Genomic DNA, 21,277 nt, shown 5'->3' with positions numbered 1-21,277 from the left:
GGGAGCCGCTTTTAAAAATTCTCATAATCAGCAAAGCAAACGCGCATTCCCTGGGGCGGCATCGGCTGTCCCGGCTTGGGGGCGGCGGTCAGGAACCAGCCCTCTGGCGGGGGGCCCAGCACGGCGCGCAACTGGTCATGCAACGGGTCGCGCCGGTCGACCATGAAGCGGATGGAGCCGGCGCCGACGCTGCGGCCGAACCGGCGCAGTTCGGCCAGCAGGGCCGGCAGTTCTGCCGGGGTGACGGGTTCCATCCCCCCAACCTTCAGCACCCCGCCGGGAGAAAGCAGCAGAAGGCGGCCCCGGATGGTGACGACATGCGCCCCCATGGCCCGCCGGCTGGCCAGATAATCCCCATCATGCCGCACCCGCCAGAAGGATGGCTGCCCGGCAGCATCCATCGCCGGTGCCGCCACCATTCCCGGCGGCAGGTCGGCCGCCGCAACCCCAGCCAGCGCCAGCGGGGCCCAGAGCCGGCGGCGCAGCCGGGCACCCAGCCCACCCGCTGGGGCCAGGGGGATTTCAAACGGATCAATCCGGCTGATTTCCTGATGGGCCAGCCGGCGTTTCAGCAAGGCCCCGCTCATCGGGTTGCAGAAGCCGAAGGTCAGGTCGCCGCCATCGCGCCAGATCTCCTCCATCAAGGCTTCATAGAGCATGGGCGTGGCCCGCCCGTTGCGCAGGCCCTTGGCGATGAAGATGTCGCACAGCTGCCAGCCGCTGAGCACCTGTGCCGCCGCCTCTATGCGGAAATGGATGGCACCGATGCAGCCGACAGGCTGGCCATCCTCATACAGCACATAGCCCTTGCCCGGCCCGGCCGGGCTGCCGGGGCCATATTTGCGTTGCCAGCGTGCCGGGTCCAGCCGCTGGCCCGTCACGCCATTGATGACGGCGACCATATGCGGGATGGTGGAAGGGGTCAGGGGGGCGATGGACAGGCTCATGCCGCGTAAGCCTCGTGCCCATAGCCACCGGCGGCCACGATGGCGCGCTGTGCCCTGGCACTGATGAAGGGGTTCACGCCCAGCCGGTTGATCAGGCGGGGATCGCCAACATCCTCGGCGCGGGCATAATCAGTCAGTCCCTGGCGGCGATAGCCCGCCTGTTCGGCCAGATCGGCCAAAGCCGGGCTGTAATCCCCGTCCGGCCAGGCGAAATCATGCACCGGCTGGCCGCTCACCCCCTCCAGCCAGCTCTTGCCCAAGGCCAGTTCGGCGGCCGCCTCTGCCCTGGACAGGGTGGAGAAGTTGCAATGGCTGACCCCATGGCCCCCCAGCCGCACCAGCGGATGGCGGCCCAGCCGGGCCAGTTCCCCTTCATCCAGCAGGCGCCAGTAATCCGCCAGGTCCGCCGGCAGGTGGGTCTGTGATACGCCATTGCAGCGATGTCGTTCCAGGACGGCCAGCAATTCGGCCAGGAAGCCGGGCGGGCTTGTCTTGCACAGGCGTTTCAGCGGCACGCCATCGCGTTGGCGCCGCCATTGCCGGGCGCTGTCCTGCACGAAAACATCCCCCGCCACCGTCAGCGGGCCGGGATATTCCCAGGCCGTCAGGTCCAGCCGATCAGCCCAGAGATAGGGTTCATGCTCCCCACCCGGCAGGAAGTCCCGCGCATGGGCCAGTTCCCGCACCGCCCGGATGGCGGTGACATACAGCGTCGCCGGCACCCCCGCCGCCGACAGCACCGGCAGCGCATGGGTGAGGAAATTGCGATAGCCATCATCAAAGGTGACGGCTACACGCGGGCCGGCCGCATCCGGCCGGTCAAACAGATCATCCAGCGGCACGAAGCGCAGGCCGGGGATGGCGGCCAGCATGGCCAGATCGGCAGCCAGCCGGGCGGCAGAGACAAAGCGCGTGTTGAAACGCCGGTCGCCGGTGCGGGTGACGCCGTGATAGATCAACACCCGCCTGGCATTGGCCGGCATCGGCCACGACCGCCAGCCGCGCAGTTCAAAGCGCAGGTTCACCAGCCGGGATTTCAACATCATCTTCCCTTTCGGGTGAAAGGATCAGGCCGTCAGCCCGATATAGGCCATGCTGGCCAGCCGCTGCATGATGGCGGCCGACATGTCGCCCGCCATCACCATGGACAGCCGGTCATCCTGCCAGACACAGATGCGCAGATCGGCCCGTTTGAACTGATCAAACCGCACCGTGCCGTCGGACTGGCGCAGATAGATGGTGACCAGTTTACCCTGCGCATCCCGATAGGCGATGCTGGCCGCATCCTCCTCCAGATGCACACCGGCCAGCGTATAGCCGGCCCGGCTGAGGTCCGGCACCTTCACCTTCAGCTCCATGATCCGGCTCAACGCCTCATTATAGGGCGTCAGGTCCGCCGGCGTGCCGGGCAGGCTGGCGGTACGGGCATCCAGTGCCAGCGCCACCACATCGCCCGGTGCCGCACCGGGCCGCAGCCAAAGGGCCCCGCCGCCGGCCACCAGGATGGCGACGGCCGCAGCGGCGGCAAACCGGCGCCAGTCGCCCCAGCCCTGGCGGGCGGCAGGAATGGCGTTTGCCCGGTCGATCAGGTGCTGCGGCACCGGCCGGTCGATCAGGGGGCCGTAAAGCTGTTTCATCATCGCCTTCTGGGCGCGATAGTCGGCGACGCGGGCGGCCAATGTGGCATCCGCCTGGATCATCGCTTCCACCGTGCGCGCACGGTGGGGCGGCAGCTCGCCATCGATAAGGGCGTGCAACTCTTCCTCCGTGATCGGTGGCTCTATGGGTCGATGCTCGCTCACATCTTGTCTTTCGGTGCCACGGGCAGCGGTATGACCTCCGCGCCTTCTCCTTGTAAAACCGACCGCAACCGCTCACGTGCCCGGGCCAGACGGGACATCACGGTGCCGATCGGGATTTTCAATTCCTCCGCTATCTCGCGGTAACTTAGTTCCTCCACACTCACCAACAACAATATTTCACGGTGTTCGGGTGCCAGCCGATTGACCGCCGCGATAAAATCCCGCGCCGCGCCGGTATCGACCGGCGGTGCGCTCAACTCCACCGCATCGACCAGTTCGGTAATGTCCTGCTCCGTGCCCCGCGTGCGGCCCTTGCGAATCTCATCGGTATAGAGATTGCGCAGGATACGACGCAGCCAAGCCGACAGCAGCGGCATTTCCCGCAACTGCGCCGATTGGCGCAGTGCCCGTTCAATGCAATCCTGCACCAGATCGTCAGCCTGGGCGACATTGCCCGCCAGCGTCATGGCATAACGCCGCAACGCCGGAAGCTGCGCGATCAGCGCATTGGCAAACTGTTTGGGGCGTGTCACGGCTACCGGCTCTCCGACACGGATCGGGTACGGGGTTGGGGGGGTACGACGTACCGTCGCCGCATCAGCATATAATCACCATCCACCGGCTCCCAGGGCTGAATGCCCCGGAAAGTCACGCCTCACCCTCTCAGACGGATAGGGTGGCGGGCTTATTCCCGGTCCCTTCGATTTTCGCGCGAAAATCTTTCAAAAGTTTTTTCGCAAGGGGCGGGAATAAACCGCACCGCCCATCCGTCACAGGTCCGGACCCAATGGGGAGAAGCCGGATGTTTGTGGGGAAGACGATGATGAAGGCCGCTGGAACGCTGGCCATGCTGCTGGCGCTGGGGACTGCCGGCGCGGCGCAGGCCGCCGGTGATGCCGCCGCTGGCGAACAGGTCTTCAAGCGCTGCGCCGCCTGCCACACGGTGGAAGCGGGCAAGAACAAGGTGGGGCCCACCCTGTTCGGTGTTGTCGGCCGCGCGGCCGGGTCGGTGGATGGCTACAGCTATTCCCCCGCCGTGAAGGCCGCCGCCGCCAAGGGGCTGGTCTGGTCGGAAGAAACCTTGACCGCGTACCTGCAGAACCCGCGCAAATATCTGGATGATTATGCCGGCGACGCCTCGCTGGCCAATAAGATGCCCTTCATGCTGCCCGATGCGCAGCAGCGCGCCGATGTGGTGGCCTATCTGAAAAGCCTGGGCGGTAAATGATGATCGGCCGCCTGCTCCCCGCTTTGCTGCTGGCCTTCGGGCTGGGCGTTGCCGCCCAGGCTGAAACCGCTGGCATGACACCCGATCCCGCAGCGCTGCGGGCCGAAATGGCACGCATCCATGCCGGCAAGGTCGATGACAAGGCCATGTTGCGCATTGATGCCGATATCGCGGCCCTGCATAGCGGCATGGGTGTGACCCTGCCAGGTGCGGGGGCAGGCCACGCCGCCGAACCCACCAAGCCGGCGGCGGAAAAGGCGCCGGCGACCTGGAAATGGCTGGATGGCATGGCGGCATCGCAGGAACGCGCCGGCCAGACGGAGAGCAAGGCGGCGGCGGTGACCCAGGTTGCCGCCGCTGAACCCGTTGCGGCGCCCCCCGCACCGGCCAGCATCCCCCCGGCAACCGACCGCACCTTCGTGGGGCAGGAGACCTGCACCGCCTGCCACCAGCAGGAAAGCATGAACTGGGCCCATACGGTTCATGCCAAGGTCTTCAACCTGAACCCGCAGAATGACCGGCAGGCGCAGAATTGCGAGGCCTGTCACGGCCCCGGCTCGGCCCATGTGGAAGACCCGTCGGACCTGACCAAGATCATCGCCTTTTCCAAGAAAAGCAAAACCCCGCTGCCGGAACAGAACGGCCAGTGCCTGACCTGCCATGAAGGCGGCCAGCGGATTTTCTGGCATCAGAGCATCCATGACAGCAATCAGGTCGGCTGTTCGGACTGCCATAACCCGATGACCAATTTCGGTTCGCGCGGGTTGACGGCCAAGGAAAGCATCAACGAGACCTGTTTGCAGTGCCACAAGGCCCAGCACGCCGAATTCTCCCGCCGGTCGCATATGCCGCTGCTGGAAGGCAAGCTGTCCTGCACCGACTGCCATAACCCGCACGGTTCCAGCACCGCCCCGCTGTTGAAGGCCGACAGCGTGAATGAGGTCTGCTACACCTGCCACGCCGAAAAGCGCGGGCCGTTCCTGTTCGAACATGCCCCGGTGCGTGAAAGCTGCCTGAACTGCCATTCGCCGCACGGGTCGAACTTCGAAGCCCTGCTGACCGCCCCGCGCCCGGTGCTGTGCCAGCAGTGCCATTCCCAGTCCAGCCATCCCGGTGCCCTGCTGACGGCGGGCAACATGGCCGGTGGTGCCATGCCGGACCCCAGGCTGCTGGCCACCTCCTGCTCCACCTGCCACACCAATGTGCATGGCTCGAACTCTCCCTCCGGCTCCAGGTTCGAACGATGAGGAAGCGGCTGACATCTTCCCCCGCCCGCTGGCTGCTGGCAGCGGCCCTGCTGGACATGATGGATCTGGCTGGCGCCGCCCAGGCGCTGGCCGACAGTTCGGCCACCGGCTATGGCGGCCCCGGCAATGTGCTGAACCCGCAGGGCCAGCTTTACAGCCGGGGGCGTGACGTTAACGGCCTGTCTGTGCTGGATGATGTGACGCGCACGCCCACCGGCCTGATGTACCCGCTGCCTTTCCTGACGCCGGAGATGAAGCAGAGCGAGGCCAACCCCGATTGGTGGCTGCTGCGCTGGGCGGAGGCCGGCTATATCGGCACCTTCGGCAAGAACAAGGGGGCGGCGGCGCTGAAGGAATATGGTGCCTGGAACAGCGGGCCGGTGCTGACCAGCATCGGCTTTGCGGCAGAAAACCGCAAAACCGCGCTGCATGTCTCAGCCCTGGGCCAGAATGTCGGGCGGGAGGATCAGTATTATCAGCTGGAAATCGGGCGCTATGGCGTGTTCAACACGCTGTGGTATTTCGATTCCATCCCCCACACCTATTCCACAACGGCCAAATCATTGTGGGATGGGGTGGGCAGCAACCGGCTGACCCTGAAGCCGGGCCTGACGCCCGCCAAATCCACCGCCGCGCAGGTCAATAATGTGGCGGCTGCCGCCGATGCGCTGACCTTGAAAATCACCCGCGAGAAGGCGGGCAATGCGCTGTCCTATACGGTGGATGAGAATACCGAGCTGTTCATGCGGGGCTCGGTGGAAATGCGCAAGGGCACCCAGCCGATCAGCGCCACCTTTGGCTATCCGTTCCAGAACGGGGCCACCCAGATCGCCCTGCCGATCGATTACCAGACCTATGACATCACCGCCGGGGTCCGGTACAAGGAAAAGAACTTCCTGGCCAATTTCGCCTATGCCGGTTCCTTCTTCCATAATCAGAACCGGGAACTGGTCTGGGACAATCCGGGGCTGAATTCCATCAATGCGCCCGGCATGTATATCCCGCCGGTGGGCCGGCTCAGCCTGCCGCCGGATAATTATGCCCATAGTTTCAAGGGCGATGCGGCGCTGGTCCTCTCGCCTTCCTCTCGCCTGACGGGCAGCCTGTCTTATACGATGATGCGCCAGGATGATGATCTGCTGGCCCCGACCATCGGCACCGGCATCATTGCCAGCGGGCGCGACAGCATCAATCTGGACCAGTGGAACAGCACCGGCGCCCTGTCGCAGCCCTCTGCGAATGCCGCCATCAATGTGCTGAATTACATGGTGCAATATCAGTACACAGTCTCCCCCGACCTGGGCCTGTCGCTGGAAGCGCGCGGCCGGAACGAGGAGAACCGCACCAACTACGTCGCCTTCAACCCGCAGACGGGCCAATATGGCTATATCGCCCTTGATGGCGGGCTGGCCCCCTTCATCCCGTCGCAGAGCGGTATCTATCGCCCCAATCAGGCCGGCAGCCGGGTGCAGATCCGGAACATGCCGTTCGCCAATGATCGTCTGACCCTGAAGGCCAAGGCCGATTACCGGCTGGACAAGCATCTGAAGCTGGACGTCTCCTACACCAACGATGCCGTCGACCATTCGGTGCGGGAGGTGACGGACAGCAACGACCATATTGGCCGCCTGCAAGTTTCCACCACTGGCTATGAATGGGGCACGGCGCGCCTGTCCTATGAATATGCACGGCGGACGGGCAGCGATTATGTCTCCAACCCCTATGGCGGTTCCTATTCCACCTCCCTGCCGGGTTACATCCCGGCAAGCTCTGCCGGGGATGTGGCCTGGGTGCTGTCGGACCTGCGGAAATTCGACATGGCCGACCGCACCCAGCATGTGGTGCGCGGGCAGAGCAATTATATCCTGAGCCCGCGCAGTGATCTGCAGGTGACCGGCAGCCTGAAGCTGACCGATTATGATGCCGCCTATGGCCTGCGCTCCACCCGCGCCTGGGATGCCAGCACGGCCTATAGCTACCAGATGTCGGCGGCGACCAAGTTCACCACCTTCCTGACCTATCAGAACCAGAACCGCGACGTTGCCAACATCAATGCCAGCGGCCAGGGCGTGACGGGGGAAGCCGGCGGTCGGGCCTATCCGCTGGCCAATAGCTGGAAAGAGACGGTGGGGTCAGACATCTACACCGCCGGGCTGAACGGCCTGCATAGTTGGGGTGATTTCACCCTGAACCTGGATTATGTCTTCGCCCATGCCAAGACGGCGATGAATTACCGCTTCGCCAGCACCGAGGCGTTCTTCAATGTGATGAGTGCGGCCCAGGCCGGCAGCGGCTTCCCCGCCATCACCTATAACAGCCATATGGTGAAGGCGGAGCTGCGACACCAGTTGACCGAAACCGTCTCCTACCGCGTGTTTTACCGCTTCAACCAGGAACGGGTGGTGGATTTCCACTATACCGGCCTGCAGGCGGGGACGACGGGGGACAACACCTATCTCGGCGTTCGCCCGGAGAATTACGTGGCGCAGACGGTGGGGTTCTTCGTACAGTACACGTTTTGAAGGGGGGCGATCCCCCGCCCCTTATGGGGGCGGGGGTTGGGGGGAAACGGTCACCCGCAGCGCGGCAACCATATCGATTTCCATAATATCCTGGCTGCCGATCACCATCAATGTACGGCCAGCCCGGACCAGCCCCCGCACCGAGCCCACAAAATCCAGGCTCTGCTTGACCGGTTGGGCGGAGAAGCCCGACGACAGGGCCAGATGATTACGTTCCAACCCGATCAGCAGGTTGGGGTTGGCGTTCCCGTGCAGGGTGCGCAGTTCGGTATATTCACGCCAGCCGGAAATATCGACCGGTTCCGCCAGGGTAAGCGCCCCGTTGGGCGCCTGCGGATCGAACAATGTCCAGCCGGCGCGATCACCCTGCTTCCAGCCCAGCCGCAAGGTACTGCCCGGCCCCGGCTCCAGCGCCTGGGCCTCCAGGTCATCGGGCAGCAATTGCGGCAGGGGCAGCGGCGTTGGCACCTCATCCTCCAGCCCGACCAGCGCACTGCGCCCCAGATAGGAAACCCGGCCCTCCCGGTCGGCAACCAGCACACTGGGGGCCGCCGTGGGCGGCAGGTCGGCAAAGGCTGGCAGATAAAGACCCGCCGGTTTTGCCGCCGCATCAAAGGCAATGACACCCGCCAGGGTCGGCACCAGATATTCGACCGCCCCGGCCTTGTCCCGCCGGGGGACCGGCAGACCGGTGGCAACCTCATCCGTGAAACGCCCCTCCTTGAGGGTACGGCTGCCGATACGCTGGCGGCGATCCACCGCCTGCATGGTCAGCCCATCGGCATCCTGTTCGTACCGCCAGAGCCCGTCCGTCCCCAGATCGTCGCGGCAGCCGGCCCCGCCATCAACCGCCTGCAGCGCGGCATTCAGCGCCAGGGTCCGCCGTTCGGCAAATTCCAGGCACAGGCGGCGGTCATTATCAGCGCCGCGCGCCACGGCGATGCGACGCACCGCGCGATGATCCAGGCGATCATTGGCCGGGCGCTGCAAATCGTTCAGCCCCTTGCCCGCCGACCGGTACCAGCCGGCCCCCTCCGTCAGCACCTCCAGCCCGTCGGGGGTGAAGGCGCGGATCTGGGCGATCATGTCCAGTGACAGCCGGCCGCTGGAAAGGCTGACCGGATCATCCCGATAGGTGGCGGCCAATTGACCGGGCTTGCCATCGACATGGCCGGTCAGTTGCCATTGCCAATGATTATCCCCCGTCGCCGCCACAAGCACGGGGTCGGCAAAGGGATCCTTATCCGCCGGCTGGAAAACGGGCCGGGGGGCAGCCGGGTTCAGGGTGCCGTGATAGACCTGCGCCGTATTGGCATTGCACCGGACCCAGCTTTCCCCATCGGCCCCGGTTTCCAGATCGCTGACCCGGCAATCATTGGCGGGGTGGGGCAGGACGACCAGTTGATCGGGGTCGAGCCCCAGAGTGCCATCGGATAACTGCTGGAACGGCACAAAGCCGGCCGCCGTGGCCGCCCAGGGCTGCCCCTTCACCAGGGTCACACGCTCCACCGTATCCAGGGCCAGCCGCTTGCCCTTCCAGGCAAGATCGGCCCAGCGGTCATTATTGCCAAGGTGCTGGAACCGCAAGCCGCCGCGCTGTTCCTGAATCAGCCGCAGCCGCGCGCCGGCATAGGGGATGGACTGGCCGGCGCTCTGCCGCAGGGCGGCCTTCTCCGCCTCCCCGACGATCGGTTGCCAGGCACTGCCATCATCGTGCATCACTGCGCCATCGGTGATCCAGTACAGCCCGCCGGGAATATCCAGCCCCGCCTCCCGCAGCGGACGTTCCAGGCAGAAAAGCCGGGCATCACGGGACATACCAGGGACGGTCAGGCGCAGGCCGGTCCGCAATTCCAGACCCGCACCGGGATGATGCATCACGGGGCCATCCTCCCACAAGGTGGCGGCCCGGCCCTGGCAGATCACCATGTCGCGGATACGATCATGGGGCAGGCGCCCCCCGCTGATCATCGCCGGCAATACCGGCGCCTTACCGCCCGAAACCACATATTCCCCGGTCACACGGCCCGCGGCATCGCGCTGCCAGTGCCACCAGGGCGCCCTGGCACGGACCGTGATGTCCGCCATATCCGCTGTGGCGCAGTTCTTATAGGTGGTTCCATCGAACTGAACACAGCGACCGGCAGAACGGGCCGCCAATATATCGGCACTGTCCACCGGCTCCCCCATGCGCAGCACGGGGCTAAGCGGTCCGCTGCCGCCGGCCCGCATGTCCAGCAGCCGGCTGATCGTGTCGAAACCGAGATCATTCTGATAAAGGGTGTGAACCTCCAGCCCCGCGTCTGTGCCCAGGAAAAGATCGTTGCCCCGGATATGGACGGTATTCACCCGGTCAAAGGGGAAGCCGTTTTCCAGCGTGATTGGCTGCCAGACCGACCCGCCGGACAGATCATCCAGACGCAATTCCGTGACCACCCGCCCGGCAATCACGGCCATGCGCAAACGGGGATGATCGATCAATTGCCGGTTCAGCTGCGGATTGGCGCCATCAGCCAGCGGCACGAAATTCTGTGCCGCGGCATCCCAGCCAAAGGTACCGCCATCGCCCCGCGCCAGCAGCATCCGCGCACCCGGTTTGGGCCGCATTGACCAGATGGTGTCGATGGCCTGATCGATCGGCTTATGGGCTGCCTGTCCGGTGCGGACCGCCTCCATCGTGCCGACGGTCAGCCCCGCCCCATCCACCACCACCACGCTGTTGCTGTCAATCCAGCCGGCGGCGCGGATCAGATCATCGCTGAAGGCAAGGCCCTGGCCCGTGGTAACCAGGGCCGGTCCCTGCACCATCACCCCCTGCGGGGTGGCGCGCCAGCGCCAGCGCGGGGAACTGGCAAGCTCCCGCGTCAACAGGTCGGCCGCCGTTGCCGGCTGCCACCTGCCGGCCATGCGGCGGTACCAGGAAGCGCCATCGGCCATGAACAGGTCACCCCCATCGCGGCCAAACAGGCGCCCGGCAGAGGGCAGACGACCCGACCAGCCGGGATCAGCCCCCACCAGACCATCGGCCGGCAGGATGCCCAGGGAAGTCTGCACCTGCACCTTTCCATCCGCCAGCGCCACACCGGCACGCCGGTCCCAGCCGAAACCAGCCGCACCATCGGCCCCCTGCGGCTGCCCCGCCACGCGCAGACTGGTTTCAACCCGTGCCTGACGCAGCTGTTCGGTCCAGGTGGCATCGCCCTGGCTGATCAGGTGGCGACCATCATCCGCAACCATCGCGCCGCCGGTAAGGGCCACCCCACCCCGGTCAAACAGGAAGCGGCCATGGGCGGCGGCAACCGGGGCCGGCATGTCCTGCGGCTGGAAGCGGTTTTGCGGGTCGGTCAAGGACAGGCTTCTTCCCTGGAAGCTGAGAATGCCATAGCGGCTGGCCAGCCGCGTCATCCCCCCGGTATCGGCCACGGCCATGCCGGAACCGGCGAAGATGAACCGTCCATCCCGCACCAGCTGTTCAGGTGTCAGCGAGGCCAGCCCCGTCATCCCGACAAGCTGGAAATGCCGGCTGGAGCGGTCCCATTTCAGCCAGCCGGCATCCAGGGCCGGCAGGGGCTGCGGCTGGGGCGCAATGGTGATGCCCAGCGGCACTATTCCCCCGGCCGTGCGGCCCTGCACGGTGCTGCCATCCGCCTGCAACCCAAGAATGGGATTAATGGCCGGAACACCATCCAGGCGCGGGCCGATCCGGTTGCGCCAGGACGGCCAGACATCATTCACACTGGCAGAGGCGACCGGAAGCGCATTGGTTGTGGCCAATGGCTCCAGCCCCGACGCCCCCATCCGGGTTTCCAGAATCCGGCCATCGGCCAGACGGATGGTCAGGCTGATCGGCAACTGATCGTCAATGCTGAGGATGGGTGAATTGCCCGGCAACGTCAGCGACAGTTCCGATCGCAGACAGGCATCCGGCTTTGTTCCGGGACAATTGCCCGCCACCAGCCGGGTGAGCATGGGGCCGGCGCGTAACCACCATTGGTCGGTACGCGTAATCCGGAACAGTTCCTGCGCTTTTGTCAGATCGATGTCCGGGGCCAGTGGCGGCTCCAGCCAAATTTCACCATGCACCTGGGTGCGCAGCCGCCGGTCGCTGCCCAGCATGGCCGCGCTGCTGCCGTTCGCAACTGTCAGCGCCTGAATGCCCACGGTCTTTGGCAGTTTGAAAAAGGCAGCGGCATCTTTCAGCGCGCCCTTTTCAAACATCTGATTGGTGCCGCGCAGCCAGATATTGCCGTTGCCATCGACGCCAAGGCCCGTCACGCCGGTCGCCTGTGCCACCAGGGTACCGGCAGCATCAAGTGCCACCACCTGCCCAGCGGCATCGCGCAGCCACAAGACCGTCCCTTGCTGCCGTGTCTCCACCACCGGCCCCAAGGCCCCCAGCGCACCGGGGGCTTGGCGTTCACTGCGGGTATCAACATCATGGAGCCGCCAGCCGCGCGCCGTCTGGAACAGGACCAGGGGGCCATTCTCAAAGGCCGCCGTCACCGTGGCCGGGTCCAGCGGCATGGCTGGTTTCGTCGTCAGGCGGCAGGTACCGTCAGACTGGCAGGCCTGAACGGACCCATCGGCCAGAAGCCGCACTACCCGGCCATCATCGGCCAGCATGGTGGGCTGTCCCGCCACGGGCACCACCGCATCAAACAGGCTCTGCACCGGGATCGGGCTGGCGCCATCATCGGGCAGGTTGGCGCGCGCCACCCACCAGCGTTTGCCGCCATCCTCCTCCACCACCAGCCTCCGCCCGCGCAGCACCAGCGTGCGGCTGGCGTCGGACTGGGGCAGCAGGATGTCGGGCGCAAATCGCCCGGTGGCGGGGTCGAACCGCTTGATCCGGTCCCCCATCAAGAATACCCAGCGCCCGCCATGGGACACGGCATCCAGCATCCCGGCCGCCGACTGGCCGAACGGGGCGACCGACGGAAGACGGAGTTCGGCCAGCGTGGCGGTCTTATCAGCGCCATTCCAATTGCCGAGATAAGTGCGACCGTCCGGCAGTCGGGCTGTCACCGCCTGACCATCCCCATCGGGTTCCAGGTTCAGGTCACGCAGGCCCCGCAGCGGCCCAGCCTCTGATCGCATTTCGACGCGCGACCAGGCATGATCGGCCAGTTGATAAAGCAACAGCCCCTCTGGCACGGCGAAGGCCAGCCGGTCCCCCAGGCTGAAGACGCGCAGCAAGTTGTCGGTTGCCGGCATACCGGCCGTTGCCGCCAGCAATTGGGTCTGCTGCCCCTTCGCCCATTCGATCACCGCACCATCAGCGGCAATCCAGACCAGCCGGCCGGCCGTTTCATCAATGGCGACGCTGCGGAATTCCCGCCAATCCTCCGGCAGGGCCACCGCCTGCGTGCTGCAACTCTGCGGCCGGGCGATCTTGTCCAGCGGCACAAGCTGGACATGGCCCGCCCCGTTCCCCGCCACCAGGACAAGGTGATCATCGACCACATGGATGGCGGTGATGGCGCGCGACAGCGGGCGCACCGGATACCAGCTCCGCGCCATCTCATTATAAAGACGCAATCCATCATCGGTCAGCGCCATCAGCCAGCCATCGCCGATCATGCGGGCATCCAGCAGGTGCTGGGCCCGGCCACCGGCCGACGGGTTACGGAACAGGCACTGGTCCGCCTCAGGTTTTTGCGGCGATGTCTGACTGTGGAGCCGCAGATGCCGGGCCCCATCCTTCTCCCGCACCGTCAGGATGTTACTTCCCAGGGTTGCGGACAGTACACGCCCCCCATCTGGCGCAATGGCGCCGCCATCCAGATGAAGCCGGCCATCCGACAAGGTCAGCGGGCTCCAACCCAGCTGATCGACAATCTCCACCGGGGCATCACCGGGGAAGGACCAGCGATAGAGGACAGTGCGCGATGACAGGTCATACATATCCACGCTGGACCGGCCGGCCAGGAAAAGGCGCTGGCCATACACCAGCACATCGCTGGGGGCCGCCGCCTTCAGCTGAATCCGCTGGGCACCGATCAGGGCGGTTCCATCCGACGACCCTGGCTTCACCTCGCCCAGGCGTCCCTGATCCGTGGTGAACAGCAGCCGGTTGCCACGCCCCGCCAGACTGTTGACATTGCCCTGGTCAATGCCGGTGCCCATCGGCCCCACCCAGCGCCGCTCTGCATGATCATAGCCGATGATACCGGCGCCTGTGGCAAAGGCCGTTACATCTTCCACAGTGACCACATCGCGCAAGGACAGGCGATCCAGTGCCGGGATGGCGGCACCGGTCAGCGGCTTGTCCCTGTTCACATCCAGATGACGCAGGCTGCCCGTGCCATCGATAACGGCAATGCCGCCACCGGCCCAGGCGCGGGCCTGACGGATGGGGCCGGCAACCATCTGGCTGCCCCCCGCGGACGTGGGGGCCTGATTGCCACCCAATGCGGACAGATCAATGGCCTTCGCCGTCACCAGCCCCCCGGCCGAGACCAGTCCGAATATCCGCTCGCCGGAGACCAGGGTCCGGGTACGGCCATCGGTCAGCCAGTCCGGCAGCAATTGCACATTGATATCCGTATAGAGCCTCCGGCGGACGTCATGCAGCAGGGCCTGACGCGGCCCGGTCAACAGGATGCGGTCGCCGGCTGCATAGGCGGCATTGAAAAGCCGGGGATCACCGGCAGTGCCCCCAGGCTGAAACAGCGTTTGTGGATTGCCGTCCGGGGGCAAGGCGTAAACTTCCCCGTCATCCGTCAGCGCCATCATCTGCCGGTCAGCGCCGACAAGCTGCACCACCTGCTTGCCCGGCAGCCCCCAGTTCTGTTTCACCGCCCCCCGGGTCACCTGGGCGACACCCCCGGTATAGGCATAGAAAACATTTTCCTGTTCGCGCCGTGCCGCCAGCACCGGCCGATCATCCAGACGCGTCCAGTTATGCTGGGCCATGTCATAGACGAAAACGCCCTTGCGCCCCGCCACCAGCAGGGAACGGCCCTGGATATCGGCAAAGAACAGGCTGGCCATATCCAGATCGGCATAACGGTTGCGTTCATCCATCAGAACAACCGGCTTGGCCGCCGGCCCGTCCAGCGTCTGCACGCGCAAGCACCCTTCACCACCGATCTGGCAGGGGCGCCTTTCCAGCACCAGAAGCCGCCCATCCTCCAGCACCAGCAAATCGCTGACCGTGGCCGCCAGGATGGGAGAGCGCACGGCGCGGGGTTGCCCGCCATCAGGGTCAAGGAAGGTAAGCCCCTGCTCCCCGCCAATGGCGAAACGATCCTTCCACCAGACGGCGACATTGATCCGGCCCGACGGCATGGAGGGGGCGGCGCCCCCCAACGGCAGCCAGTAACGCTGTTTCAGGTCATACAGGCCGCCGCCCTGGGCCTTGGTCCCCATGAACAGCCATTGGCCATCGGTTGACAGGGAAGCTGTGGTGGCCGCCCCTGCCTCCACAGGGCGGCCATCGCTGCCCATGAAGCGGCTGTCGCCGATCAGCGCCTGCCAATGGCTGTTCAGGCGGCGCGCCAGGGCGCCTTTTTCGCTCAAGGCCCATAGCGATGCGGGATCAGCGCAGGCCGCCGCCGTCACCGCATCGCCACCGCAGCCGGCGCGCAATTGCACGATGTCACTGCCCAGGGCGGGCAATTGTTCCACCGGGCGTTCGCGTGACCAGAGACCGGTCGCCTTATCCAGATGATGCAGGGCGCCGCCGGTCTGGCTGACGGTCAGGGTTTCCAGCCCCGGATGCCAGGCGGCGGTGATCAGGGTTTTTGCCGGCAGGTCACGGCGCAGATTGTCCAGAATGCGTTCATCCGCGACCGGGGCCACCACAACCGGGTCCAGCCAGCCCAGCCGCCGCACCACAACCATGCCGGCATAGGCCACAAGGCCCAGCACCGCCACCAGCAGCACAACCATCATGAAGAAGGGCAGGTCCGCACGGGCCCGCAGCGGCAGGCGGCGGACGGCGGCCGCCACCTCCCGGTCCCGCGCGCGCTGCCAGGTCTGGATACGGGACAGGAATGGCTGGTCAGTCATGGCGTGGCCTCCGCGGCCCCGGCGATCCAGGCCAGACGACGGGTCCGGCCGGTCAGATGATCATGGTCGCCCGGCGTCAGCAAAGACGGGTCGGGCAAGGGTGGTTCAGACAGACGTGCAGCCAGTTGCCAGTGCGGCAGGTCCGGTGCCTCCGCCAGCCAGGCGTCGGCAAAGGCGGCAACCGGGGCCGGCAGTCCTGCCGCACGGCCAAAGGCCAGGGCTGACAGGCTTTCCAATGTGGCATGGGCCAGTTCGGCCTCCCCCGTCTCCGTCGCAGCGCACAGGGCAATCAGCACGGACAGCCGGCCGCAGGCAGGCGGGCCGGCTTCCGGCGCGGACAGTTCCCGACCAAAGCCCCGCAGGCCCCGTTCCGCCATGGTGCGGATCAGGTCCAGCAGGCCGCAGCGTTCCATGATGGCCGCCGCCACCGGCCGCAGCAGGGAGAGGTCACCCGCCTTGCCGGATGCCAGCCGGCCCTGCAGTGCCGTCACCAGAACCTGCACCTCCCCCGCCAAGGTGGCGGGTGCCAGCAGGTCACCCGGAACCGGCGTGGCGGTCAGGGCAGTCAGGTGATCGGCCATCAGCCGGGTCAGTTGTTCCATGGCCGCGCGGACCGCGCGCGCATCGCCCTGATCCTGCTGAATGCGCAGCAATGTTTCCAGCAGATCGGCCAGGATGGTGAGGCGCGCGGCAGTGCTGCCATCCGCACGCAGGCGCATGGCCATGCATAATTGCGTCAACGCCAGCAGACGGGATAGCGGCAGGCGCGCTTGCGGCTGCTCCAGCACCATCTGTCGCGCCTGTTCTGCCAGCATTTCCAGTTGGTGCGGGCGCAAGCGCGTCCGCACGGTCAGCCGGTGCCACTGGTCAATCATCCGACGCCCGACCGGATTGGCCAGCAGGTAGCGTGCCGCCAAGCCATGGGCACCCCGCAACAGCGGTCGCCTGGAAAGAAAGCCCGCCAGCGCCATCCCCAACAGCAGCAGGATGACCAGCCACACCACCAGCGACTGGGGAAAGCCCCAGGTCCAGAGATAGCCTTTCAACAGCAGATAAAGCCGGTCATGCAGCCAATAGGCCGCGTATCCGGGCCCCGTCTCGTCAAACCAATGTCGGCGGGTGCCCAGCATCAGCAGAACCAGCACAACCGACAGGCCCAGCGTGACCAGCCAGCGCCGCGCCAGCCTGCGACCCAAACCCTGCTCCGCAGGCGGCAGCGTGGCCCGGCGGAAGCGGGATGGCGTTGTTCCAGCCAGGGCCGTGCGCTGTCCCGTCATGGCCGCCCCCTGTTCGGATCTTTGAGCAGCTCGCTCACAGCGAACATGATCGCCTCCGCATAATGCGGGAAGATCAGGGCCAGGATGCCCAGGGTCAGCAGGAGCAGCAGAAAGCCCGTGAGGATCGGGTGGACCTGTACCCACAGGGAAACGATCAGGATGCGCAGGCGGATGGCCGGCCAACCCCAGACGATCCGCCGGGCCGTGCGCTGCATGGCAAGCCGTTCCACCAACTGCCGCTGCCGCAGTTCCAGCAGCAGGGCGCGGTTGCGTCGCAGCCGGTTTCTCCAGCCGATCAGATCGGCCGCCGCCGCCGCTTCCATCCGGACGGCATCCGCCAGCCGGGCCGCCGTGACGCCCGGTGCCGGTGCCTGCGCCCTTGCTGCCGCCAGGGCCTTGTCATGATCGTCCAGGCGTTGCCGGAACGACACCCCGTCCCCCGTGCTCATCGCCCTTCCCTCATTTCAAGCAGCCTGTCCTGAAGCCGGCGGTGGGTTTCCTTCAGCCGGGCCACGCGTTCGGTAACGGAATCCTCCAGTTTGGCCAGGGTGGCGTCGGAGGCCTTGATGGCCTCGTAAACCTGTTCCTCCAGCTGTTGGCGCACCTGCTTGAAACTGTCGCTTTCGCTGTGCAGTTCGGCCTTGACCTGTTCCAGCGTCCGGGCACGCTGGGTCAGTTCGGCTGTCGCCCGCTCGATATCGTCGATATCCCGGTAAAGCTTGTCGAAACTATCCAATGCAGCGGCGGTGCGGGCAGCGGTTTGCCCTGCCTCCTGCGCCAACTGATCCAGCAGGTCGCCCAACTGCCCGCCCAGATGCGCCTGTGCCCGCGCAGCGGCATCGGTGAAGAGGCCGATGGCCGCTGTTTCCTCCGCCGCCACGCGTTCGGCCAGGGTCGCCCGGCCCGCCTTGGTGGCCAGATCGTCGATCAGGCTTTCCAACTCCAGGCGGTGCCGCAGTTCCAGATTGCGGTTCAGCCAGCCAATCCGCTGGCGCAGGGGCACAAAGGCCGCCCCATCCAGCACCTCCACCACGATGGCGCCCGCCGGGTTAGGACGGAACAGGTAATAGGGCTCCGGGGGAATGGCCTGGGCACCACGGTCGCCATGGAACCAACTGGACAGGGTCTGGCGCAGATAGCTGTCAATATCCGCCTGATCCCAGCTATGCAGCGGCGGAAACAGGGTCTGCTGTTCCGGCACGAAGACCAGGCTGCCCGGCCGCGCCGCATCATAGAAGCGGGCGAAGAAGGGATCGACCCGGAACAGCATCGGCCCGGCCTGCCGCTGCTCCCGCCAGAAATATTCCGGCAGGAAGGAGGAAGGGGCCGTTTCTTCCGGCTGGATCAGCAGGTAATGAACGCCGTCATCCGCCCCCGTGGCCTGGAAGCCATAGCGGATGCGGCCATCATCAATATCCTGCAAGGTAAAGCGCCGCAGCGCATCGGCCAGGGCCGGCAAGTCCCGATCGGCAAAGCGCATCAGAACCGGTTGCGGTCGGGTGAGCCCGGCGAGATAGGCGGAGAGTTCGGTATAATAGGCGATCTTTTCCTGCACCCGCAGCAGGTCCATTTCGGCACCCGCCCCGGGATAATCAGCCCGCAATTCCAGCTCATAACCCACCAGCGGCTCAACCGCCCGCACCCGTTCCGCCAGTTTTTCCACCATGGCGTCAGAATTGACGAGGCTGTGGATGCGCACCAGTTCCGTCGAAGCCGACGCCGGGCTGGCTGCCGGCCACAGCGCTGTCTTGTCCCGATAGCGCAGCCGGTTCAGCGGATAGAGATCAACCTCCCGCCGGCCATCCTGAACGGTGACAGTGATGGCCAGCGCCGGCTCCCCCCGCGCCACCTCCATCTGCGGAAGAAGGGCCGGCCGGATTTTCTGGAAGGCGGCCAGGGCCTGCGGATCAGGCGCCGTGCCGGGTGGCAGGAAAATGCCGCACCCATCGGCCTCATAGCCTTCCAGCACGATGGCGGCCGACAGGAAGCCGCTGCCCAGCAGCCCCTGGAAAGAGGAAACCCGCGCCTCGTCATCGCGCAGATGGAACAGGAAGAACCCCTCGTCGGCCCCTTCCGCCGTGCGCGCTGCGGCGATGCGCACGGCGGTGGCATGGGTGTTCAACTGGTCGAACTGCCGCCAGGCTTCCGCCTCATCCCCGGCGGGCAGCAGCAGCAGCACTTCTCCATCCAGAGGGCTGGCCGGTTCGCCGCGCCGATGCATCGCGCTGTCCAGCAACAGCGTCGGGGTGAAGAGGAACGGATCCTTGAAGATATCGGCATCCGGATCAAGATGCGCCACCTCATCATCATAGGGGCCCATGATGGCGGTCAGACGCTGGCGCATCCGGTCGAACATCTCCTCCCGCCGCTTGCGCTTGTCCGGCGATCCGATCTGGACCGAGGGATCAGGCACCAGAATGCGCAGATAGCCGCCGCCTTCGAATTGCAGGCGCAGCCGCGCCTCCCGGCCCGTATCGGCGAAGCCCGCCTCAACCAGGGCGGCCAGAACCTGCAACGCTTCCGTAGCGGTCAGCGAAGGCAGGAGAAAACAGCGTTCAGCCACCAAAGATGGCCTCCTGAAGATGAGTGAGCCAAAGTCCGATCAGGCCACCGGCCAGCCGGTGCATATCCACCCCGCCGGCGGCAGGGTCGCCATCCGACACAGGGGCGCCCGGTGGGGGCAGGTTGTCCGCCAGGTGACGCAGGGGCCCCACCTCAAATGACAGGGCCCAGCCATCCAGGTCCGCCACCCGTTGCGGCACCCAGAGGATGCTGGCCGACTGCCGCCGGCCGGTCATCAGCCGCAGCGTCTGCCCCGCCATCATGATGGCCGACCGCGCCTCCCCGCTGTCAAGGCCGGCCGCCGGGCGGGGCAGCATCAGCATGACATGCACGAAGCCGTAATCCTTCAGATCCAGCCGTCCGGCTTCATTGTCCCGGCCGGCGCCCGCCGGCATCCGAGCCAGCGCACCGGCCGCCCAGCGCGCACCCGCGCGCAGGGTTTCCACCGCATCGTCGCCCTCCCCCACCGGCGGTTCCAGCCCCGGCGGATAGGCCCGGCGCCGATCCAGCAGACCGGGCAGCCAGTCCAGCGCCCAGACGAAGCGCAGCCGTTCTTCCGGTGTCAGATTGGCGCTGTGTGGCAGGGACAGAGCCTGCGGCAGGCTGGCCGCCCCATGGGCCAGCCCGCCCATCCGGTCGCCATCCAGCCAGATGAAATCGCTGAGCCGCAGACCGCCCCCCTGCAACAGCGGGGCGAGCCGCGCCACCATGTCAATCCAGGCGACCTTGGCCAGCCTTGCCGCTGTGTCACGCGCACCCAGCGGCATGGCTCCCACCAGCAGCACGTCACGGCGGTTCTGTTGAAAAGGCGGCCGGTGGCGCACCATGAAACCGCTATTCACCAGCCGATCGAGCATCATCAGCGGCTCATTGGTATATTCGCTGACCAGCATGTCGTTCAGATCGTCCATGCTGCGGGACATCCGGATGCCGGTCACCCCGCCTTCGCGGGGGCGGACCCCACCGGACTGCATATCGGATCGGCGAAGCTGCTGGGCGCGGGTCCGCTGCACCTGCATCGGCCCCAGCACCGGTTCCAGACGGGTCAGCAGGGCCACCGTCTCCGGATCGGCCTCCGACAGGCCGCGCCCGGCCGCACCAGCCCCCAGCCCGCGCGACAGGGCCGCCGCATCAATCCCGCGATGCTGCCAGAAGAAGGCCGGCGGCCCGCCAATCCCCATGGTCAGGTCGCTCATCGCCGCTTCCAGCGCGCCTTCATAGTCGGCCAGAAAGCTCTCCCCATCCGGCATCAGCGCGTGCCCGTCGCCGCCGAACAGGCAGCAGCGATCGATGCGCTTTTGCGCCGCCAGCAGCAATGGCAGCACCACGCGGTCCAGCAAGACAAAGGGAATGGCGGGGGCCACCACCGTGGCCGGGGAACGCCGGCGGTCCCTTCCCCCTTGCGGTTCAGCATCTGGCAAGGCCCCGCGCGCCAATTTGTCGATCACCCGTGACCAGTCGATCAGCCCGCCCCGGCGGGTGCCGATGGGCGGCGGGCCGCCATCCTGCAACAGGGCGCGCGCCAGCCGGCCGGCCATGCGCGGCGTGATGCCGGCATGGCGGTCGTGCAGATAATCCACCAGCACCGGCAGCAGGGCCGCCACCGATGCGGGCAGTTCCGCCGCAGCCGCCTGCAGGACCGGCTGCCAGACCGGGGGGGCGAGGATCGTTATCTGCAT

At 66.1% G+C, this 21,277-nt stretch carries 12 protein-coding genes; 3 read left to right on the top strand and 9 right to left on the bottom strand.

Features of this window, described 5'->3' with window-relative positions; all coding sequences use genetic code 11:
* Nucleotides 1-11: 11 nt before the first annotated feature.
* From PCJ49_RS23270 to PCJ49_RS23255, 4 genes are read right to left on the bottom strand one after another with little or no spacing between them, the layout of a single operon-like run.
* Nucleotides 12-947: a hypothetical protein gene (locus PCJ49_RS23270; protein WP_269913068.1), complete on the bottom strand. Its 936-nt coding sequence runs from the start codon at nucleotides 945-947 to the stop codon at nucleotides 12-14.
* On the bottom strand, nucleotides 944-1,993 hold the full coding sequence (locus tag PCJ49_RS23265) for a polysaccharide deacetylase family protein (RefSeq protein ID WP_269913067.1): 1,050 nt from the start codon (nucleotides 1,991-1,993) through the stop codon (nucleotides 944-946). Before PCJ49_RS23265 ends, PCJ49_RS23270 begins: the two co-directional genes overlap by 4 nt.
* 21 nt (nucleotides 1,994-2,014) lie before the next feature.
* A complete protein-coding gene (locus PCJ49_RS23260) occupies nucleotides 2,015-2,704 on the bottom strand; it encodes a hypothetical protein (protein ID WP_269913066.1) in 690 nt (229 codons plus the stop codon).
* Between the two features lie 41 nt (nucleotides 2,705-2,745).
* Nucleotides 2,746-3,282, bottom strand: coding sequence for an RNA polymerase sigma factor (locus tag PCJ49_RS23255; RefSeq protein ID WP_244559574.1), 537 nt, complete (start codon nucleotides 3,280-3,282; stop codon nucleotides 2,746-2,748).
* Nucleotides 3,283-3,551: 269 nt separating this feature from the next.
* On the opposite strand from PCJ49_RS23255, the gene PCJ49_RS23250 reads away from it, so the two are divergent.
* The 3 genes from PCJ49_RS23250 to PCJ49_RS23240 are packed head-to-tail and all read left to right on the top strand — an operon-like array spanning nucleotide 3,552 to nucleotide 7,746.
* A complete protein-coding gene (locus tag PCJ49_RS23250) occupies nucleotides 3,552-3,977 on the top strand; it encodes a c-type cytochrome (protein WP_244559575.1) in 426 nt (141 codons plus the stop codon).
* Nucleotides 3,974-5,224: a DmsE family decaheme c-type cytochrome gene (locus PCJ49_RS23245; protein WP_269913065.1), complete on the top strand. Its 1,251-nt coding sequence runs from the start codon at nucleotides 3,974-3,976 to the stop codon at nucleotides 5,222-5,224. The genes PCJ49_RS23250 and PCJ49_RS23245 overlap by 4 nt, the downstream gene beginning before the upstream one ends.
* Nucleotides 5,221-7,746, top strand: a complete 2,526-nt coding sequence (locus PCJ49_RS23240) for an MtrB/PioB family decaheme-associated outer membrane protein (RefSeq protein ID WP_269913064.1) — start codon at nucleotides 5,221-5,223, stop codon at nucleotides 7,744-7,746. Before PCJ49_RS23245 ends, PCJ49_RS23240 begins: the two co-directional genes overlap by 4 nt.
* A 21-nt stretch (nucleotides 7,747-7,767) precedes the next feature.
* On the opposite strand, the gene PCJ49_RS23235 is transcribed toward PCJ49_RS23240, so the two are convergent.
* The 5 genes from PCJ49_RS23235 to PCJ49_RS23215 are packed head-to-tail and all read right to left on the bottom strand — an operon-like array spanning nucleotide 7,768 to nucleotide 21,277.
* Nucleotides 7,768-15,759 (bottom strand): hypothetical protein, encoded by a 7,992-nt coding sequence (locus tag PCJ49_RS23235; protein WP_269913063.1) that lies wholly within the window; start codon nucleotides 15,757-15,759, stop codon nucleotides 7,768-7,770.
* Nucleotides 15,756-17,036, bottom strand: coding sequence for a hypothetical protein (locus PCJ49_RS23230; RefSeq protein WP_269913062.1), 1,281 nt, complete (start codon nucleotides 17,034-17,036; stop codon nucleotides 15,756-15,758). Before PCJ49_RS23230 ends, PCJ49_RS23235 begins: the two co-directional genes overlap by 4 nt.
* The gene (locus PCJ49_RS23225) at nucleotides 17,033-17,485 is read right to left on the bottom strand and encodes a hypothetical protein (RefSeq protein ID WP_269913061.1); all 453 of its coding nucleotides are present in this window, start codon (nucleotides 17,483-17,485) and stop codon (nucleotides 17,033-17,035) included. The genes PCJ49_RS23230 and PCJ49_RS23225 overlap by 4 nt, the downstream gene beginning before the upstream one ends.
* A complete protein-coding gene (locus tag PCJ49_RS23220) occupies nucleotides 17,482-19,599 on the bottom strand; it encodes a hypothetical protein (protein ID WP_269913060.1) in 2,118 nt (705 codons plus the stop codon). Before PCJ49_RS23220 ends, PCJ49_RS23225 begins: the two co-directional genes overlap by 4 nt.
* Nucleotides 19,592-21,277 (bottom strand): hypothetical protein, encoded by a 1,686-nt coding sequence (locus PCJ49_RS23215; protein ID WP_269913059.1) that lies wholly within the window; start codon nucleotides 21,275-21,277, stop codon nucleotides 19,592-19,594. The genes PCJ49_RS23220 and PCJ49_RS23215 overlap by 8 nt, the downstream gene beginning before the upstream one ends.

This window comes from Niveispirillum sp. BGYR6 (genome assembly GCF_027568365.1).
In the GTDB taxonomy this organism is placed as follows: domain Bacteria; phylum Pseudomonadota; class Alphaproteobacteria; order Azospirillales; family Azospirillaceae; genus Niveispirillum.
Note: the sequence above shows the minus strand (reverse complement) of the source record. Positions and strands in the feature narration are given on the sequence as shown.